Here is a 15,365-nt window from a genome sequence, read left to right as displayed (position 1 = left end):
ACACCCGTCCAGTATGGGTGCCAGTTGCTACGCACGTGAACTCGAGTAGTCGTCCGGACCCATTCGACGGATGGCGTGGACTCTCACGAACAGTCGGGCCGTCAACTCGGCCTCCCTCAGAGCTACCGGTCACTGCCCGGCGGGGCAGTACCCACTGTTCCAAGCAATGCATCGGTTGAGGGGTCTGCAGTGCTGACGCCTGCGGCTATGCCCCGAATCAGAGCCTCGAAATCAGCGGCGACGATGGTGACCTCCTCGAACTCCGGCTCTCCTCCACGGACAACCTGACCGTCGGGTGCGAGCGCCAAGTACTCGTACCCATTGCGCACCGACAGCAGGACCGGGAGGTGAGTGGACCAGAAGGCGTTGATCGCCGCGCGCTCCGCCGGCCCGGAAGCGACCGCCAGGCTCTCGTGCCGGAACGCATTCCAGGGAAACGCCTCATCGCTGACGCCAACGCCACCGGCATAGTTCTCCGCCGAGAGAAACCACACCTGGTCGTCGGAACTGGCAAGTACGGAGAACGAACTCGCCCACACTACGAGTTGGTCACAACCGCCGACCAGTGGTTGCGGAACTGGGGCAGAGGCCGATCGAGTAGGTTCTTCGCGAACCCAACCTGCGAGCGACAGCGCGGCGGTTGCGTCGAGGTGAAGGCACATCGCCCCACGGTAGGCCAGACCGTCGAGCACCGATAGCGTCAACCGTCGGCCTACTCGGGATCGATGTCTCGAATACCAGTCTCGTCCATGCTGATCCACCGCGTTATGCCGATGTCGCGCAGAAACGGCAGATCGTGACTCACCACCACCATGGCACCGCGGAAATCGGAAAGTGCCTGCGTGAGGTGAGCGAGACTCGGTAAGTCCAGGTTGTTTGTCGGCTCGTCGAGAAGAAGCAGCTGGGGCGCGGGTTCGGCCAGAAGGATCGTCGCTAGCGCCGCGCGCAATCGTTCACCGCCGGAGAGCGCAGATGCCGATACGTCGGAATCCGTTCCCCGGAAAAGGAACCGTGCCAACTGCCCACGAATTGCCTCGGCTGTCGCGTGTGGCGCGGCCAAAGCGACGTTGTCCGCCACCGAGAGGTCCTCGTCGAACACGTCGAGACGTTGGGGGAGCGCACGAGAGGCTACGAACGGAGTCGACGCGGCGAGTGCATCGAGCAACGTCGTCTTGCCGATTCCGTTGCGTCCCACTATCGCAATCCGCTCCGGTCCGGTGATCTGGAGCGATACCACTTGGCCGCTCTGCAACGTCACCTCGTCGAGCCGCGCAACCTGCTGCCCCGGATGAACCTCTGTAGCAGGCAGATCCAGACGAATCTCGCGATCGCCTCGAAGGAGTTCCTCTGCCTCCGACAGGACAGACTTGGCCTCGTCCACCTTCCCGATATGGTTGAGGGCCAGCTTTCCCGCTGAAACTTGGGCCTGACGTTTTCGTGTCTGCGCAATGATCGGCGGCATCCGCTTGTTCTCGAACATCTTCTGCCCATAGCGCTTACGCCGGTCCAGTTTCGTTCGAGCGTCGATCAGCTCGCGGCTCTGCTTTGCCAGATCGGCCTTGGCGTCGCGAACGGTGGCGAGTGCGTTTTCCTGCTCAGCGGTCACGACCTCCTGGTAGTGCGAGTAGTTGCCGCCGAACACGCGTAGATCCCCCCGACGTAGTTCGATCGTGTACTCCGCGGTGTCGAGCAGTTCCCGGTCGTGGCTGACGATCAGCACGGTTCCCGGAAACTGTTGGACTGCAGCATGAACTCGTGATCGAGCGTCGCGATCCAGGTTGTTGGTCGGCTCGTCCAGGAGAAGTACCTGTGGATTCTTCAGCAGCGTTGCGGTCAAGCCGAGTAAGACGGTCTCTCCGCCGGAGAGGGTGCCGACAGTTCGGCTCAATGCTGCGGTATCCGGAACCACCTTCTCGAGGCCGAGTCGATGCAAGGTGGAGAGGGCGCTCTCCTCGATATCCCAGTTGTTGTCCACGAGCGCAAAGTCGGATTCGGAGCCGTCGCCGGTTTCGATGCGGTGCAATGCGTTTCGGAGTTCGTGGATACCGAGGATGTCATCCACCCGAACGCTCGGATCGAGTGTGATGTCCTGACGGAGGTAGCCGACCTCGCCGGAAGCGGTCACGGATCCGGATTCCGGTGAGAGCTCTCCCGCGATCAACCGCAGCAGAGTCGACTTTCCCGATCCGTTGAGTCCCACGAGACCGACACGGCCACTGGGGAATACAAAATTGGTGTGGGAAAAGACTGATTCGCCGTCCGGCCAGATGAAGGTGAGATCCGAGAGCGACAGAGAAAGATGGGATTGGGTCATGAGTACTCCAGAGGGTGCTTGGACTGTGCGCCCGGCTCAGCAAGTGCTGATGGGTGCGAGTGCCTTCGCGTGATGAACCTCTAGAGGAGCAACGGCCCGTTTCCTGTTCTGTCGGGAATGATTCGTGTTCCAGGTTAGAACACTCGAACGGTCCCGTGCAATCGAATTATTCTGTGCTGTCGGTCTCGTCGGTGTTCGGTGCTCAGATTTTCGGGCCGTCAGATTTTCGGACCCTCGGATCGGAGGTCGTCGACCTTCGACATCGCTTCGCGGAGTTCGGTGAGCCATTGTTCGCTGTGCTTGCCCGCCAACCGGACTGTCCACATGAGAGCGTCCGCTCGGGAGCGAGCAACTCCCGCGTCCACCAAGGTGTCGAGAACCTTGCGTTCGGGCTGACGTAGTCGTGTCATCACCGGAACTGCGAGATGTGTGAACAGGACGGTCTTTTCGTCCAGACGTACACCCCAGGCGACCTTGCGCCCGTAGCGAGCCTCGGCCTCGTCGGCGATGCGCATCCGGTCGGCGCGCGTGGTTTCGCGAAAGCGTGAGATCCTTCCGTCCGCGGCGGCCTCGCCACCGTCGACTGCAGGGAGTTCACCGATCACGACGATTTCTTCGCGGTCGACCTGGACGTCGGCCGTTCCGGTGAACCAGTCATCTGGAAGTCGACCGGCAAACCAGTCGGACGCATCACTCGCGTCGGGAACCGACGCCTGTTGCCAACCTCCGGGACGGCCGAACCTGCGGTCGCCGGAGTTTTGTGAGTTCTTCATGGCGTTCTCCTCGGAGAGCTGGTGGAGTGTGGCGTGCATTTATTGCACTGATTACATGATTACACCGATAGTCGAACTGGCGCCACAAATTCGGGCATGATCGGAGTCGTGCGCCTTTCACACGCTCGTCAGAGCTTCCGAACTTTCCGTCGTCCCGTGGCTGCCGTGGCTCTGGGGGTATTGGCCGCAGGATCGGTAGTTGCCTGCAGTTCTGGCCCTGACCAGCCGAAATCAGTGGCAGAGGAGTTCGCCTCCGCGCTCACGTCCGATGACGTGCAAGCGGCGGCAGCCCTGACCACCGATCCGGCGGCGGCGTCGACTGCGATTTCGGCTCTGATCGACGGGCTGGGCAAGGACGAGGGAACATTCACCGTCTCCGACGCCACCGAGTCCGGTGATTCTGCGGGGAAGTTCACACTCGATGCGGCGTGGAAGTTCGGTGAAGGTCAGGACTGGAACTACTCGACGCAGGGAAACGCGTCGAAAAGCGGGGACAACTGGCTGATTCAGTGGGACCCGGCGCTGTTGGCTCCGGATCTGACCTCCTCGACGACCTTGCGCTACACACCCACCACCGGTGCTCCGCCGTCGGTGCTGGACGCGGCGGGCCAGCCGATCATGGAGCAGCAGGTGGTGACGCTGGTCAATCTCGATTCCGCCGCGGTGCCCCCGGTGGACACGGCAGCCGTGGCGGCCCTTCTCTCGCCCGTCGCACCGACGATCACGGCGGCATCGCTGAGCGGCGATCTTGCGTCGGCAAGTGGGAAGCCGGTCACCGCAATCACTTTGCGGGCCGAGGATCTTGCACCGATCGAGGAGAGGTTGGCGGCGATTCCCGGAGTGAGCTTGGCGCCGCAGGCTCGGTTGCTCTCGGTGGACAAAACTCTGGCGTCGCCGACTTTCAGTGGGTTGTCCGATCTGTGGCAGGAGGGGCAGGACAAGTCCGCGGGCTGGGCGGTACAGCAGGTGAAGCAGAACGGAACCGTCACCACCGTCGCCGGCCAAGACGGGCCGGTTGCTCCGAACATCGCGACAACGATCGACCGACCGATGCAACTCGCGGCCGAGAATGCGCTCGCCGGGGTGACACAACAGGCGGCGATCGTTGCGCTGCAGCCGTCGACCGGAGCGGTGTTGGCGGTGGCCCAGAACGCCCCCGCCGACGCACAGGGCCCGATCGCTCTGACCGGCCTGTACCCACCGGGTTCGACGTTCAAGACCGTGACGACGTCCGCGGCCCTGCAAGCCGGTGTCGCTACACCGGACACCGTTCTGCCGTGCCCGGGTACCGAGAACATCGAGGGCCGTCAGATTCCCAACGACGACGAGTTCGACCTCGGATCGGTTCCGCTGCACACCGCGTTCGCGAAGTCGTGCAACACCACAATGGCGAGGATGGCCGTCGGTCTGCCCGCCGATGCTTTGCACAAGGCGGCGCTGCAGTTCGGGCTCGGCGTCGACTACGTCACCCCCGGACTCACGACGGTGACGGGCAACGTCCCTGACGCGAACACCCCCGCCGAACGCGTCGAGTCCGCGATCGGACAGGGCACGGTGACCGCCACGCCCTTCGGGATGGCTCTCGTGGCGGCCTCGATCGCCAACGGAACGACACCCGCGCCGATGTTGGTCAAGGGACAGCCCGGCGTGGCAGATCAGACCGTTGTACCGGCTCCCGCGGAGGTGACCGAACAGTTGCGGGTGATGATGCGCGAGACCGTCACAGGCGGTACGGCGACGTCGTTGCAGGACATTCCGGGGCTTCTCGGCAAGACCGGCACGGCCGAAACCGAGGGTGGCCCGGCACATGGGTGGTTTGTCGGAATCAAGGGAGACCTCGCATTTGCGGTATTCATCGCGGGTGCGGACAGCTCTTCGCCTGCAGTGCAGGTAGCGGGCACTTTTCTGCGCTGAAACCTGTTTTCCGTTGCAGTTGGATCACACCGTCGTAGCTCAACCGTGACACGTTCGTAGGCATCCCGTGCTTGTTACTCGTGTGACAGAAGTAAAGAGTTACATGCATGGGGCCCGGAGGACAGCACAACCGTCGTGGAAAATATGTCGTTGCGTCGATAACTGCTGTCGTTCTGACAGTGGCGCTCGCGTCGTGTGTCATCGGTGGGGAGAAGAAATCCGACGCCGCCTCGGTGGTGGAGGACTTCGTCACCGCCCTCAACAACCACGACGCCGAAGCTGCCGCGGCGCTCACGTCGTACCCCAACGCGGCGCGGCCGTCGATCCAGCAGATGTTCGACGGACTGGCCGCCAAGTCCACCGACTTCGACGTCGCTCAGGTCATGGATCTGGGTAGCGACTCCGGACTCTTTACACTCGACGCGTCCTGGAACTTCGGCGAAGGCAAGGACTGGAGCTACCAGTCGCAGGGTGAGGTTCGTGATCTGTCGGTCGGCTGGCGTGTGTCCTGGGACCCGTCGGTCCTCGTCCCCGACCTCGGCAACGGTCGCACCGTTTCGTACACCCGCACGGACGCAGCGCCGCCGAAGGTAGTCGACAGCACCGGCACCCTGCTCATGAACGAGCAGACCATCAACGCGATCACTCTCGACCCGGCCACCATGCCGGACCCCGTCGACACCACTCGTCGCCTCGCCACGGTGCTCGAACCTGTCGCACCGTTGGTCACTTCGGAGTCGATGTTGGCCGACCTCGCCGCAAACCCCGGCAAGCCCGTCACCGCCGTACTGCTCCGCGATCCCGACTACGCCTACCTGGAAAGCGATTTTGCGATCCCCGGTGTCGTCGTGGTCAAGACACCCAAGCTGATCGCCTCCGACCGTCGCATCAACTCGCCGTTGCTGGACCCACTGCGGACCGTGTGGCAGGCCAATCGCGACGCCACCGCCGGCTGGGCGGTCAATCTGGTCGAGCCCAACGGATTCCCGATCAAGCAAGCCGGCTTCCAGGGACCTCCCGGCCCCGACGTCGCCGCGACCCTCGATTCGCACGCTCAACTCGCCGCGATCGAAGCTGTCGTCAGTGCAGGTACTCCTGCGGCCATCGTCGCGATCCGCCCGTCGGACGGCGCCATTCTGGCTGCCGCACAGAACAATCAGGCCATCGAACAGGGCCCGATCGCCTTCACCGGGTTGCGCCCGGCCGGCGGCGCCCTCGATCTGGTCCGTCTCGCATCGTCGATGCAGAACGGCGTCGACCCCGGATCTGTGTCACCCGAACAGTTGGCCGACACCGGGCAGCAACTCGGACTCGGCAACGGCTTCCACATTCAGGGACTCGAACAGCAGACAGCAGTGCTTGCCGCGAACCGCCCCGGCGTGGACCAGGCGATGAACAACGTCATGGCCAACAAGACGTCCAACGACGCGAGCGCACCGACGGTAACTCCGTTCGGAATGGCGATGCTCGCGGCATCGATTGCCCGCGGCAGTGCCCCGATGCCGATGATGGTCTTCGGACAACCGGCTACCGCCGACGTCACGCCGACGGCATTGCCCGGCGACGTCAACAATCGTCTGCGTGACGCCATGCGAGGCGCCGGCGGACTGGCTGGGTACCCGGACATGATGGCGGCCGGTGCAGCGAGCGGTGACGATCGCTGGTTCTACGGATCACGCGGAGACTTCGCGTTCGCAGTGTTCGTCGCAGACGCCGACGGCGGCGATCGAGCAATGCAGATGACGGACAAGCTCTTCCAGGAACTCGGCAAGCCTGCCGACAAGTAGTACCGGGCACCGCGAGTAGATTCCTGGTTCGTGAACCTGCTCGATTTCCTTTTCCTCGTCGTAGCGGGATTCTTCAGCGGTCTAGTCGGTTTTGTCACCGGTCTTGCATCGATCGTTTCTTATCCGGCGCTGCTGAGTGTCGGGCTCTCACCGGTCAGCGCGAACATGACCAATACCGTCGCGTTGGTGGCCGTCGGCGTCGGAGCGTTGGCGAACTCGTCCCGTGAAGTTGCCGATACCGGTCCGAAACTTGTTCGCTGGTCTCTCTATTCGGCGGCCGGTGGCATCATCGGTGCCCTCATACTGTGGCTGGCACCGGAAGGTTCGTTTGAATCCGTTGTGCCGGCGATGGTCGTGTTCGCCTCGCTCGCGCTGCTGCTGCAACCGAAGATTCGTGAGTTGTCCGGCGGCGGTGACCGCCCCGGAATCTACTCCGCAGCACTGTTCGCCGTCGCGGTATACGGCGGCTATTTCGGTGCCGGTGCCGGCGTCATCTTCCTGGCTGCGACGCTCATCCTCACTTCCGAAACGGTGTGGCGTGCAACGATCCTGAAGAGTTTCTTTCTCGGCATCGCCAATCTTGTGGCTGCACTCATCTTCGCCTTCTCCGGACAGGTGCATTGGGTGGCCGCGTTGGCGATGGCGCTCGGCGCGTTGGCCGGAGGTTGGTGTGGCCCGCCCGTCGTCAAGAAAATCCCGCCATCGGTACTGCGTGTGGCAGTAGCGATAGCGGGATTCGTGTTGGCTCTGTGGTTGTGGGTGAAGTGAGCCCGTCTACTTCACGCCCTGCATCAGCTTCTTGATCCACGGCGAGGCAAGAGCAAGAATCACTCCGATTCCGATCGACGAGAAACCGATGATCAGGAAGAACGGGCGACTGTCGTCGATGTCGAAGTAACCGGCCAAGGTTCCCGCCATCGAAGAACCCAATGCAACGGACAAGAAGAACAACGCCACCATCTGAGTGTGGAAATGCTCGGGCGCGAGTTTGGTTGCAAGGGAAAGGCCGACGGGGGACAGGAAGAGTTCGGCGAAGGTGAAGAGCAGAAGCACACCGGCAAGGCCGAGGAGCGGTGCACTGTTCGGTCCGCCCCCGGTGATCGGGATGAACGCCAGGAACGCCAGACCCATCGTGCCGGTACCGAGCGCGAACTTGATCGGCGACGACGGCTGACGGTCACCGAGTTTGGTCCACATCGCTGCGAACACACCGGCAAAGATGATGATGAACACCGGATTGATCGACTGCACCCACGTCGGCGGGAAGTCCCAACCGAAGAGATTGCGGTCCAGGAGCTTGTCTGAGATCACCGGCACGGTGGTGAACTGCTGCTGAAACAGCGACCAGAAGGCCGCGCTCGCGATGAACATCGGGATGAATGCAAAGACTCGACTGCGTTCGACCTTGGTGACCTTCTTGCTGGTGAGCATGAGGAGGAAGTAACCGACCGACGCGACGATCGTGAGTCCGACAACGACGTCGGACATGTTGTCCGCCGTGATCAAGCCGGTGACGGAGGCGACCGCGACGACGACGATCGCGGCAATGCCGATCCCGATGTAGAGTGCGCGCTTGTCCGCGGGCAACGGGTTGCCGGGTTCGGCACCGATTCCGTGAAGATGCTTGCGGCCCAGCGTGTACTGGATCAGGCCGAGCGCCATGCCGACGGCAGCGAGAGCAAAACCGGCGTGGAATCCCCAGGCGTCCTGGACGGCTCCGGTGAGCAGCGGACCGACAAGACCGCCGATGTTGATGCCCATGTAGAAGATGGAGAATCCGGCGTCGCGGCGAACATCCTGTTCGGAATAGAGATCTCCGACCAGAGAGGTCGCATTGGCCTTCAAGCCGCCGCTGCCGAAGGCGACCATGACGAGGCCGACGCCGACACCCCACATGCCGGGAAGAACCGACAGTGCGATGTGGCCGGCCATCACCAGCGAAGCACTGTAGAAGAGCGTGCGCTCGGAGCCGAGCAGTCGGTCGGCCACCCACGCCCCGAGAATCGTCGACAGGTAGACGGTGCCGCCGTACGCGCCGACGATGCTGGTCGCTGCCGCCTGGCTGATGCCGAGGCCGCCGTCGCTGACGCTGTAGTACAGGTAGTAGATGAGGATGCCTTGCATCCCGTAGAAGGAGAATCTCTCCCACATCTCGACGCCGAACAGGTTCGCCAGCGCAAAGGGTTGGCCGAAGAACCCCCGGTCTTCCTTCTCGCTACGTTCGACGGGCTCCGTAGTGTTGCTCATCCGAAAAGTGTCCTACGTGCTCGGGCATTTCGGGTGGTTCCGAGCCGTGGAGTTTGGTTACGACTTGGTGCGGATTTTCACTACCAGCGGAGCGAGTGCGCGCCAACCGAGAAGGAACGCGCCGAGGACCAGCGTCGCGACGACGATGAAGCTGAACTGGGTGCCCTGGCCACTCAACACTCGCAGGATCATCCCGAAGACGACGGCGCCGAGCCAAACGACAACGCCGGTGGGAACAAGGAGAACGGCGTTGAACTTGTCGCGGTAGAGCGCGAACGTGGCAGCCCATCCGATCACCAGGCCGGTCAGGAAGGGCCAGGATGTCTTCGCCAGACCGGCGAGCGCATTGGCTTCTTCGTGGGTACGGCGCCCTATCGCGCAGAAGATTATGACAAGAATGGCGTCGATCAGCAGGAATGGTGCGTACTTCTTCACGCTCACACCATACGACTGTGCGCCTTTATTAACCGCGGGCGGTTAATAAAGGCGCACAGTGCTGTTAGGCCTGGAGGCCGGCTTCGATCTCGAGGGTGATCGTGATCTTGTCGCCGACAACTGCTCCGCCGCCTTCGAGGGGCATCTCGATGGAGATGTCGAAGTCCTTGCGGTTGATGACGGTGGTGGCCTCGAATCCGGCGACGGGGCCCTGGCCCATGCCCGGGTTGACGCCGTTGAACTCGAGGTTCAGCTCGACCTCGCGGGTGACGCCGTGGAGCGTGAAGTCGCCGGCGAGGACGAAGTCGCTGCCCTTGGATCGCACTGCGGTGGACTTGAAGGTGGCCTTCGGGAACTTCTCGACGTCGAAGAAGTCAGCGGACTTGATGTGGCCGTCGCGCTGCTCGTTCTTGGTGTTGATGGAGTCCACGGAAATCTCGGCCTCGACGGCGGGGGTTCCGTCTTCGGCAACGGTGATCGTTCCGGAGAACTCGTCGAACGTTCCACGAACCTTGGAAACCATGAGGTGGCGAACCGAGAATCCGACAGTGGAGTGGACGGTGTCGATGACCCAGGTTCCGGCGGTCAATGCGGGCAAGGTTGCGGTGGTCATGGAAGCTCCTGAATAAGTAGTTGAATGTTCAAGTTCTTGTAGCTTCAACTATGGACCCCAGGAAATCCTTCCGCAAGATCATGTGAGCTGCATCACAGTGTTTGTGCTTGCGGCGTAGACCGCGTGAAGCGCCGACGCTGTCACCGACTGATGCACCGCAATGCCCCAGCGCCCTTCGGCGTTCACCACGCACTCTGCAATGGTGACTGCCGAATTCGCACTCCCGGAAGAATTCGGGTTGCGGGGCAGTGAATGCTGGGTGAGCGAGACAACCTCGACGGCTGAGCCCTGTTCGGTCAGGATTTTGCTCAATGCCTCGACCGGCCCGGACGCACTGGCCGCGGCGGTGACCTCGCGCCCGTCGCGATCGATGGCAACGAACAACTGATCACCGTCGGCGGTGTGTTCCAGTGAGTACCGACGCACTCCTCCGTTGTACCCGTACTCGCGCAGCAGCAGTTTCCACAGTTGGTCGGCAGTCATTTCGGTGCCCGAGTCGTCGGTTTCGAGCTGCACCCGCGAGGCGAAGTCGATCTGCAGGCGCCGGGGGAGTTCGACCCCGTACTCGGTCTGCAGCAGATATGCGATTCCGCCCTTGCCCGACTGGCTGTTCACACGAATGACCGCCTGGTAGTCGCGGCCGACGTCGACGGGGTCGATCGGCAGGTAAGGGACCGCCCACGGCGCCGATCCCGGATCGACGCCGGCAGCCTCCGCGCTCTCGTAGTGATGCGCGAAGCCCTTCTTGATCGCGTCCTGGTGGGTTCCGGAAAATGCCGTGTACACGAGATCGCCGCCGTACGGGTGGCGTTCGTGGACGGGAATTCTGTTGCAGTACTCCACCGTTCGACGGATCTTGTCGATGTCGGAGAAGTCGATTTCCGGATCGACGCCCTGTGCATGCAGATTCAGCCCCAGTGTGACCAGGTCGACGTTGCCCGTCCGCTCGCCGTTGCCGAACAGGCATCCCTCGACGCGCTGCGCGCCGGCCAGCACTGCCAGTTCGGCGCACGCAACGCCGGTGCCGCGGTCGTTGTGCGGGTGGACCGAGAGGATCACCGAATCGCGTCGGGCCAGATTCTGGTGCATGTATTCGATCTGATCGGCATAGATGTTGGGGGTGGCGATTTCGACTGTGGCAGGGAGGTTGTGGATGACCGGGCGATCGGGGCTGGCGTCCCAGAGTTCGGTGAGACTGTCGCAGACCTGCAGGATGTAGTCGGGTTCGGTGAGGTTGAAGACCTCGGGTGAGAACTCGAATCGCCAGCCGTCGTGGCCTTCGCCGCCACGAGCAACGTCTTGCGCGGCGCGGAAAATCATGTCGTGCAACTCTTCTCGCTCCTTGCCGAGAACGACGTTTCTCCACGTCGGCGCAGTCGCCGTGTACATGTGGACGACCGCGTCAGGCAGCCCCTCGATCGATTGATATGTCCGTTCGATCAAATCCGTACGCGCGGCAGTGAATACGACGATAGTGACGTCGTCGGGAACGAGATCGAAGCGCACCAGGTCGCGAACGAAATCGAAATCGGTCTGACTCGCGGAGGGGTAGCCGACCTCGATTTCCTTGTAGCCGATCGCCACCATCAGTTCGAACATTCGACGCTTGCGTTCGGGGTCCATCGGTTCTGCGAGGGCTTGGTTGCCGTCACGCAGATCGACGGGCACCCACAGGGGCGCCGCGGTGGTGCGATTGGACGGCCACGTCCGCTCGAAAGTCGGAATGTCGACGCGATCCCACGCGGCGCGATAGCGCTCGGACGGCATGGGTGACGGTTTCTGGTTGTTCCAGCGGTTGGCGCGGGTAGTACTCATCTTCGGTTTCTCCTGCGGTCGAGTCGAGAGACCGGCATGGCGAAACCCCGCGGAGGGGTGCCGGTCTTTCAGGCCCCGCCGCGGCAGTCGAGAAGGAGTGCTCCTGTAGCCATGCGGGCTACACTAGAACGAAATTACTTATCAGACAACCTGAGGAGTTCACGTGTCCCCGATCGTCGAGCGTCGGCTGCTCACCGACCAGGCCGCGGAGTTGCTACGCGCGCGGATCGTGAGCGGTGAATGGGAAGTCGGCGCCAAACTTCCAGGTGAAACCACTCTTGCTGCGCAGTTGGGTATCGGGCGGTCCACTATCAGGGAAGCAGTGCGGACTCTCGCGGGCCTCGGCATGCTCGAATCGCGGCAGGGCGCCGGGGTCTTCCTACGGAGTACGACGCCTCCGGATCAGTGGCCCCGAGTGCTCGAAGCCGAGGCGATCCTTCACGTCGTCGAGGTGCGCAACGCGGTCGAGATCGAAGCAGCTCGCCTCGCCGCGCAGCGGCGCGATGCCGTTGACGTCGCGGCTCTGCGGCAAGCGCTCGACGGTAGAACTGCCGCAGCGCACTCTGGCGACGCAGCGTTCGTCGACGCCGACATCGCCGTCCACCGAGCAGTGGTGGACGCGGCACACAATCCCGTGCTGTCGGAACTCTTCGAGACCTTTGTACCGCGTCTGCGGGCTGCGTTGATCGAGTTGATCGCGGTTCTGGACCTGCATCCACACAGCCAGCCCGATGCGGACGAGCATCGAATGTTGGTGGACGCCATCGAAGCCGGCGACGCGGAGGCAGCCGTACGGATCAGCCGGGCACACCTCGACGACATGGCGGCAGCGTTGCGACGCTAGACGCCCGGCTGTTCGCGGCGTTCGAACTCGAGGTCCATCTCGAGGTCTTCGTGGTGGGTTGCACGGAACGACACAAGGAAGACGAGCCATCCCACCAGTGCGACGATAACGAAACTGACTATCCGATAAACGACTACCGCTGCTGCGGCCTGCGCCAAGGTGGAGCCGGCAGCGGTCAGCGTTGTGGCGAGTACGGGTTCGACGGCGCCGAAACCGCCCGGCAAGAGTGGAATACTGCCCACCGCTTTTGCCGCCGTGAATGCGATCAGCAGACCGGCGAACGACGGATCGGCTCCCACGGCCCAACAAGCGAAACCGAGACAGAGGACGTCGGCAGCTCGGTGAACGGCCGACCATCCGAAGGCAATCGCGGTGTCGGTGCGGCTCAGTTCAACCGAGTCCAGTTGCTTGAGGATTTCGGACCAACGGTGCATGCCGCGCCCGGCCGGGTTTTTGCGGGAACGGTTGTACAGCGCCAGAACTCGGTGCCCGATGCGCTCGATGCTGCCGGGATTCTGGGCTATGTATCGCAACGCCAGGAACAGCGCTGCCATGCCGACGAGCGAAATCGTCAGCGTCACCGGGCTGACCTTGGTGCCGAATGCTATTGCGCCGGTGGCGCCGAGGAGTGCCAAAGTGGCAGCGGCTATGACACCGCACATTGCCAACTGCCACGACGCGACTACCGGCGTCGCCCCCCACTTTCGAGTCTGCTTGTAGGTGAATGCGGTCGAGAAGACCTGGCCGGCAGGCAACGTCAGCGCCATCGCCGTGCTGGCGTAAATGACCGAGAGGTTCTTGACGTGACCAGCGACCACGCCGGCCGCATTGAGAAGACGTTGCTGAACGGACGCGTATCCACTGAGCGACAATGCCTGGGCCGCCACACAGGCAGCCACCCAACCCCAGTGAATCTCGGTGAGCGCTTGCCAGTACTCATTGAATCGGGGCCACAGGATGATTCCCTCGACGATCAGAAGAGCGATCAGAGCCACCCCGAGCAGCCACTTCAGCCACCAGAAGCGCCCTGTGGACCGACTGGTCTCGCCCACGGGCGAGCGTGGTCGTCTCAGTCGCCGTGGGGTGTTTCCAGGCTGAGCCATCGACTCACCCTAACCAATTTGATCCGGATCGACCTCTGGATACTTTTCGGGCCACGCCAGATGCGTCAGTCGTCGGCGCCCACGCAGTTGGACTTGCTCGCCGAGTTCCCACTCGGCCTGTTCCTCTTCGTCGGCGAAGTACAACGCGCTCGTCGACGCCAGCACCCGGCTGGGCCGAAGTTTCGCGAGCTCGGTGAGCCGTGACGCCTCGTTGACCGGATCACCGATCACGGTGTACTCGAAACGTTCGGCAGCACCGATGTTGCCGGCGACCGCGAGCCCCGCGCTCACACCGATTCCGACGTCGAGGCCGGTGATGTCGTTGAGCTTGAACCGCAGCTCGCGAGCCGCCGCCAAGGCCGCAGTCGGAGCGTCGGGCCGATCTAGTGGTGCACCGAAGATGGCGAGTGCCGCATCACCCATGAACTTGTTGACAAAACCATGGTGACGATCGATGACGTCGACGACCACACGGAAGAACTCGTTGAGCAGTTCGACCACTTCACCCGGCGGGCGCTCGGCCGCGGCACCGGTTGATCCGACCATGTCGACGAACAGAACTGCCACGAATCGAGTTTCGCCGCCCAGCTCGGTACCGAACTTCAACGCGCGCCGGGCCACGTCCTCGCCGACGTGCTGACCGAACAGCTCACGCAGCAGACGACGCTCGTCGGACTCTTTCATCATGCGGTTGAAGCCGACCTGCAGCCGGCCGATCTCACTGCCGTCGAACACCTCGACGCGTACGTCGGTGGCGCCGCGCTGCACCCGCTCGATGGCGCGTCGCAGTTGGCGGATCGGATCGGAGATCTGGGTAGCCGTCAGCATCGACAGCGCAAAGGCCTGCACGATCGCCATGATCGAGATGAGCAGGATCGCCCACGCGAGCGAGTCGGGGGAGAACTCGAGATCGGTCGTGAGCTGCGTCGAGCACAGCAAGATGATGCCTGCGACGGGCATCAGCGTGCCGAGACCCCAGGTCATCGCCAGCCGGCTTCCGACGCCAGGCGCCATGGTCCGATCGAATTCGCCCTCGCTCAAGGCCTGGGCGGCGACCGGACGCAAAATGCGCTCACCGAGCATGTAGGTGAACCCGAAGGTCGTGGTCGCGGCCATGCAGACCGTCACGATCACGGCGATCGCGAGTCCGGGCATCTCGGTGATGGTCAGGAACACGAAGATGATGCCGCCCAGAATCCACAGCACCAGGTGGACGATGGCCTGGCGAAGCGGCGCGTGCAGTGCCGCCATCTGCTCGGACCTCGTGGGTGGACCCCCGCGCAACCGCCAGCGAATGACCGACTTCAACATCATCGCCGCCGCCGTGAGGCTGACGGCGCCGGCGAATGCCAGGTACACGCCGAAGATCGCGAAGTTGCGGACCCGGTCGGCAACTATCGCGTCGGACTCCTGGATCGGCACGCCGTACCGGACGAAGGCAAAGACCAGTACCGCGCCGATCAGATTGGCTGCGAGCATGGAGAGCATATAGAGGGGCCACCGGCTGCGGATGGTCACCG

General features: G+C 62.9%; 13 protein-coding genes. 4 read left to right on the top strand and 9 right to left on the bottom strand.

Annotated elements, in window-relative coordinates:
• Positions 1-122: 122 nt before the first annotated feature.
• The 3 genes from PCS43_RS04325 to PCS43_RS04315 all read right to left on the bottom strand — a co-directional run bounded on the left by PCS43_RS04325 (position 123) and on the right by PCS43_RS04315 (position 3,087).
• Complete coding sequence (locus PCS43_RS04325) at positions 123-704, bottom strand: hypothetical protein (RefSeq protein ID WP_228401920.1); 582 nt, start codon at positions 702-704, stop codon at positions 123-125.
• An 8-nt stretch (positions 705-712) separates the two neighbouring features.
• Positions 713-2,314, bottom strand: coding sequence for an ABC-F family ATP-binding cassette domain-containing protein (locus PCS43_RS04320; RefSeq protein ID WP_209911473.1), 1,602 nt, complete (start codon positions 2,312-2,314; stop codon positions 713-715).
• 218 nt (positions 2,315-2,532) lie between these two features.
• Complete coding sequence (locus tag PCS43_RS04315; protein WP_003945732.1) at positions 2,533-3,087, bottom strand: hypothetical protein; 555 nt, start codon at positions 3,085-3,087, stop codon at positions 2,533-2,535.
• A 96-nt stretch (positions 3,088-3,183) separates the two neighbouring features.
• Here PCS43_RS04315 and PCS43_RS04310 point away from each other — a divergent pair, with 96 nt between their 5' ends.
• From PCS43_RS04310 to PCS43_RS04300, 3 genes are all read left to right on the top strand, one after another.
• Positions 3,184-5,001: a penicillin-binding transpeptidase domain-containing protein gene (locus tag PCS43_RS04310; RefSeq protein ID WP_209911476.1), complete on the top strand. Its 1,818-nt coding sequence runs from the start codon at positions 3,184-3,186 to the stop codon at positions 4,999-5,001.
• Positions 5,002-5,108: 107 nt separating this feature from the next.
• Positions 5,109-6,788 carry an NTF2-like N-terminal transpeptidase domain-containing protein gene (locus PCS43_RS04305; RefSeq protein ID WP_042452630.1) on the top strand — a complete coding sequence of 560 codons (1,680 nt, stop codon included), beginning with the start codon at positions 5,109-5,111 and terminating at the stop codon, positions 6,786-6,788.
• Positions 6,789-6,818: 30 nt separating this feature from the next.
• The gene (locus tag PCS43_RS04300; protein ID WP_003945554.1) at positions 6,819-7,556 is read left to right on the top strand and encodes a sulfite exporter TauE/SafE family protein; all 738 of its coding nucleotides are present in this window, start codon (positions 6,819-6,821) and stop codon (positions 7,554-7,556) included.
• A gap of 6 nt (positions 7,557-7,562) precedes the next feature.
• Here PCS43_RS04300 and PCS43_RS04295 read toward each other — a convergent pair whose 3' ends face one another.
• The 4 genes from PCS43_RS04295 to PCS43_RS04280 all read right to left on the bottom strand — a co-directional run bounded on the left by PCS43_RS04295 (position 7,563) and on the right by PCS43_RS04280 (position 11,898).
• A complete protein-coding gene (locus PCS43_RS04295) occupies positions 7,563-9,035 on the bottom strand; it encodes a peptide MFS transporter (protein WP_003945468.1) in 1,473 nt (490 codons plus the stop codon).
• Between the two features lie 57 nt (positions 9,036-9,092).
• Positions 9,093-9,470, bottom strand: a complete 378-nt coding sequence (locus PCS43_RS04290) for a DUF3054 domain-containing protein (RefSeq protein WP_050655475.1) — start codon at positions 9,468-9,470, stop codon at positions 9,093-9,095.
• Between the two features lie 64 nt (positions 9,471-9,534).
• Positions 9,535-10,083 (bottom strand): YceI family protein, encoded by a 549-nt coding sequence (locus tag PCS43_RS04285; protein WP_003945643.1) that lies wholly within the window; start codon positions 10,081-10,083, stop codon positions 9,535-9,537.
• 78 nt (positions 10,084-10,161) lie between these two features.
• Entirely contained in the window at positions 10,162-11,898 is a 1,737-nt protein-coding gene (locus PCS43_RS04280) for a 2-isopropylmalate synthase (RefSeq protein ID WP_209911479.1), read from the bottom strand.
• A 163-nt stretch (positions 11,899-12,061) separates the two neighbouring features.
• Here PCS43_RS04280 and PCS43_RS04275 point away from each other — a divergent pair, with 163 nt between their 5' ends.
• A complete protein-coding gene (locus PCS43_RS04275; RefSeq protein WP_007734477.1) occupies positions 12,062-12,742 on the top strand; it encodes a FadR/GntR family transcriptional regulator in 681 nt (226 codons plus the stop codon).
• On the opposite strand, the gene PCS43_RS04270 is transcribed toward PCS43_RS04275, so the two are convergent.
• Positions 12,739-13,845: a lysylphosphatidylglycerol synthase transmembrane domain-containing protein gene (locus PCS43_RS04270; RefSeq protein WP_245361539.1), complete on the bottom strand. Its 1,107-nt coding sequence runs from the start codon at positions 13,843-13,845 to the stop codon at positions 12,739-12,741. The two genes, PCS43_RS04275 and PCS43_RS04270, sit on opposite strands and share 4 nt — an antisense overlap.
• Positions 13,846-13,854: 9 nt before the next feature.
• Complete coding sequence (locus tag PCS43_RS04265; RefSeq protein ID WP_209911798.1) at positions 13,855-15,333, bottom strand: adenylate/guanylate cyclase domain-containing protein; 1,479 nt, start codon at positions 15,331-15,333, stop codon at positions 13,855-13,857.
• Positions 15,334-15,365: the final 32 nt, after the last annotated feature.

The sequence above is a fragment of the Rhodococcus sp. C-2 genome, from assembly GCF_027854095.1.
Lineage (GTDB): Bacteria > Actinomycetota > Actinomycetes > Mycobacteriales > Mycobacteriaceae > Rhodococcus_F > Rhodococcus_F qingshengii.
The sequence above is the reverse complement of the archived record's forward strand: the minus strand, read 5'-3'. Positions and strand labels throughout refer to the sequence as shown.

Excerpts from the sequence above, each read along its gene's own strand:
- PCS43_RS04280 (WP_209911479.1), bottom strand. The coding sequence starts at position 11,898 with ATGAGTACTACCCGCGCCAACCGCTGGAACAACCAGAAACCGTCACCC.
- PCS43_RS04320 (WP_209911473.1), bottom strand. The coding sequence starts at position 2,314 with ATGACCCAATCCCATCTTTCTCTGTCGCTCTCGGATCTCACCTTCATC.
- PCS43_RS04270 (WP_245361539.1), bottom strand. The coding sequence starts at position 13,845 with ATGGCTCAGCCTGGAAACACCCCACGGCGACTGAGACGACCACGCTCG.
- PCS43_RS04265 (WP_209911798.1), bottom strand. The coding sequence starts at position 15,333 with ATGCTCTCCATGCTCGCAGCCAATCTGATCGGCGCGGTACTGGTCTTT.
- PCS43_RS04315 (WP_003945732.1), bottom strand. The coding sequence starts at position 3,087 with ATGAAGAACTCACAAAACTCCGGCGACCGCAGGTTCGGCCGTCCCGGA.
- PCS43_RS04285 (WP_003945643.1), bottom strand. The coding sequence starts at position 10,083 with ATGACCACCGCAACCTTGCCCGCATTGACCGCCGGAACCTGGGTCATC.
- PCS43_RS04310 (WP_209911476.1), top strand. The coding sequence starts at position 3,184 with ATGATCGGAGTCGTGCGCCTTTCACACGCTCGTCAGAGCTTCCGAACT.
- PCS43_RS04295 (WP_003945468.1), bottom strand. The coding sequence starts at position 9,035 with ATGAGCAACACTACGGAGCCCGTCGAACGTAGCGAGAAGGAAGACCGG.
- PCS43_RS04305 (WP_042452630.1), top strand. The coding sequence starts at position 5,109 with ATGGGGCCCGGAGGACAGCACAACCGTCGTGGAAAATATGTCGTTGCG.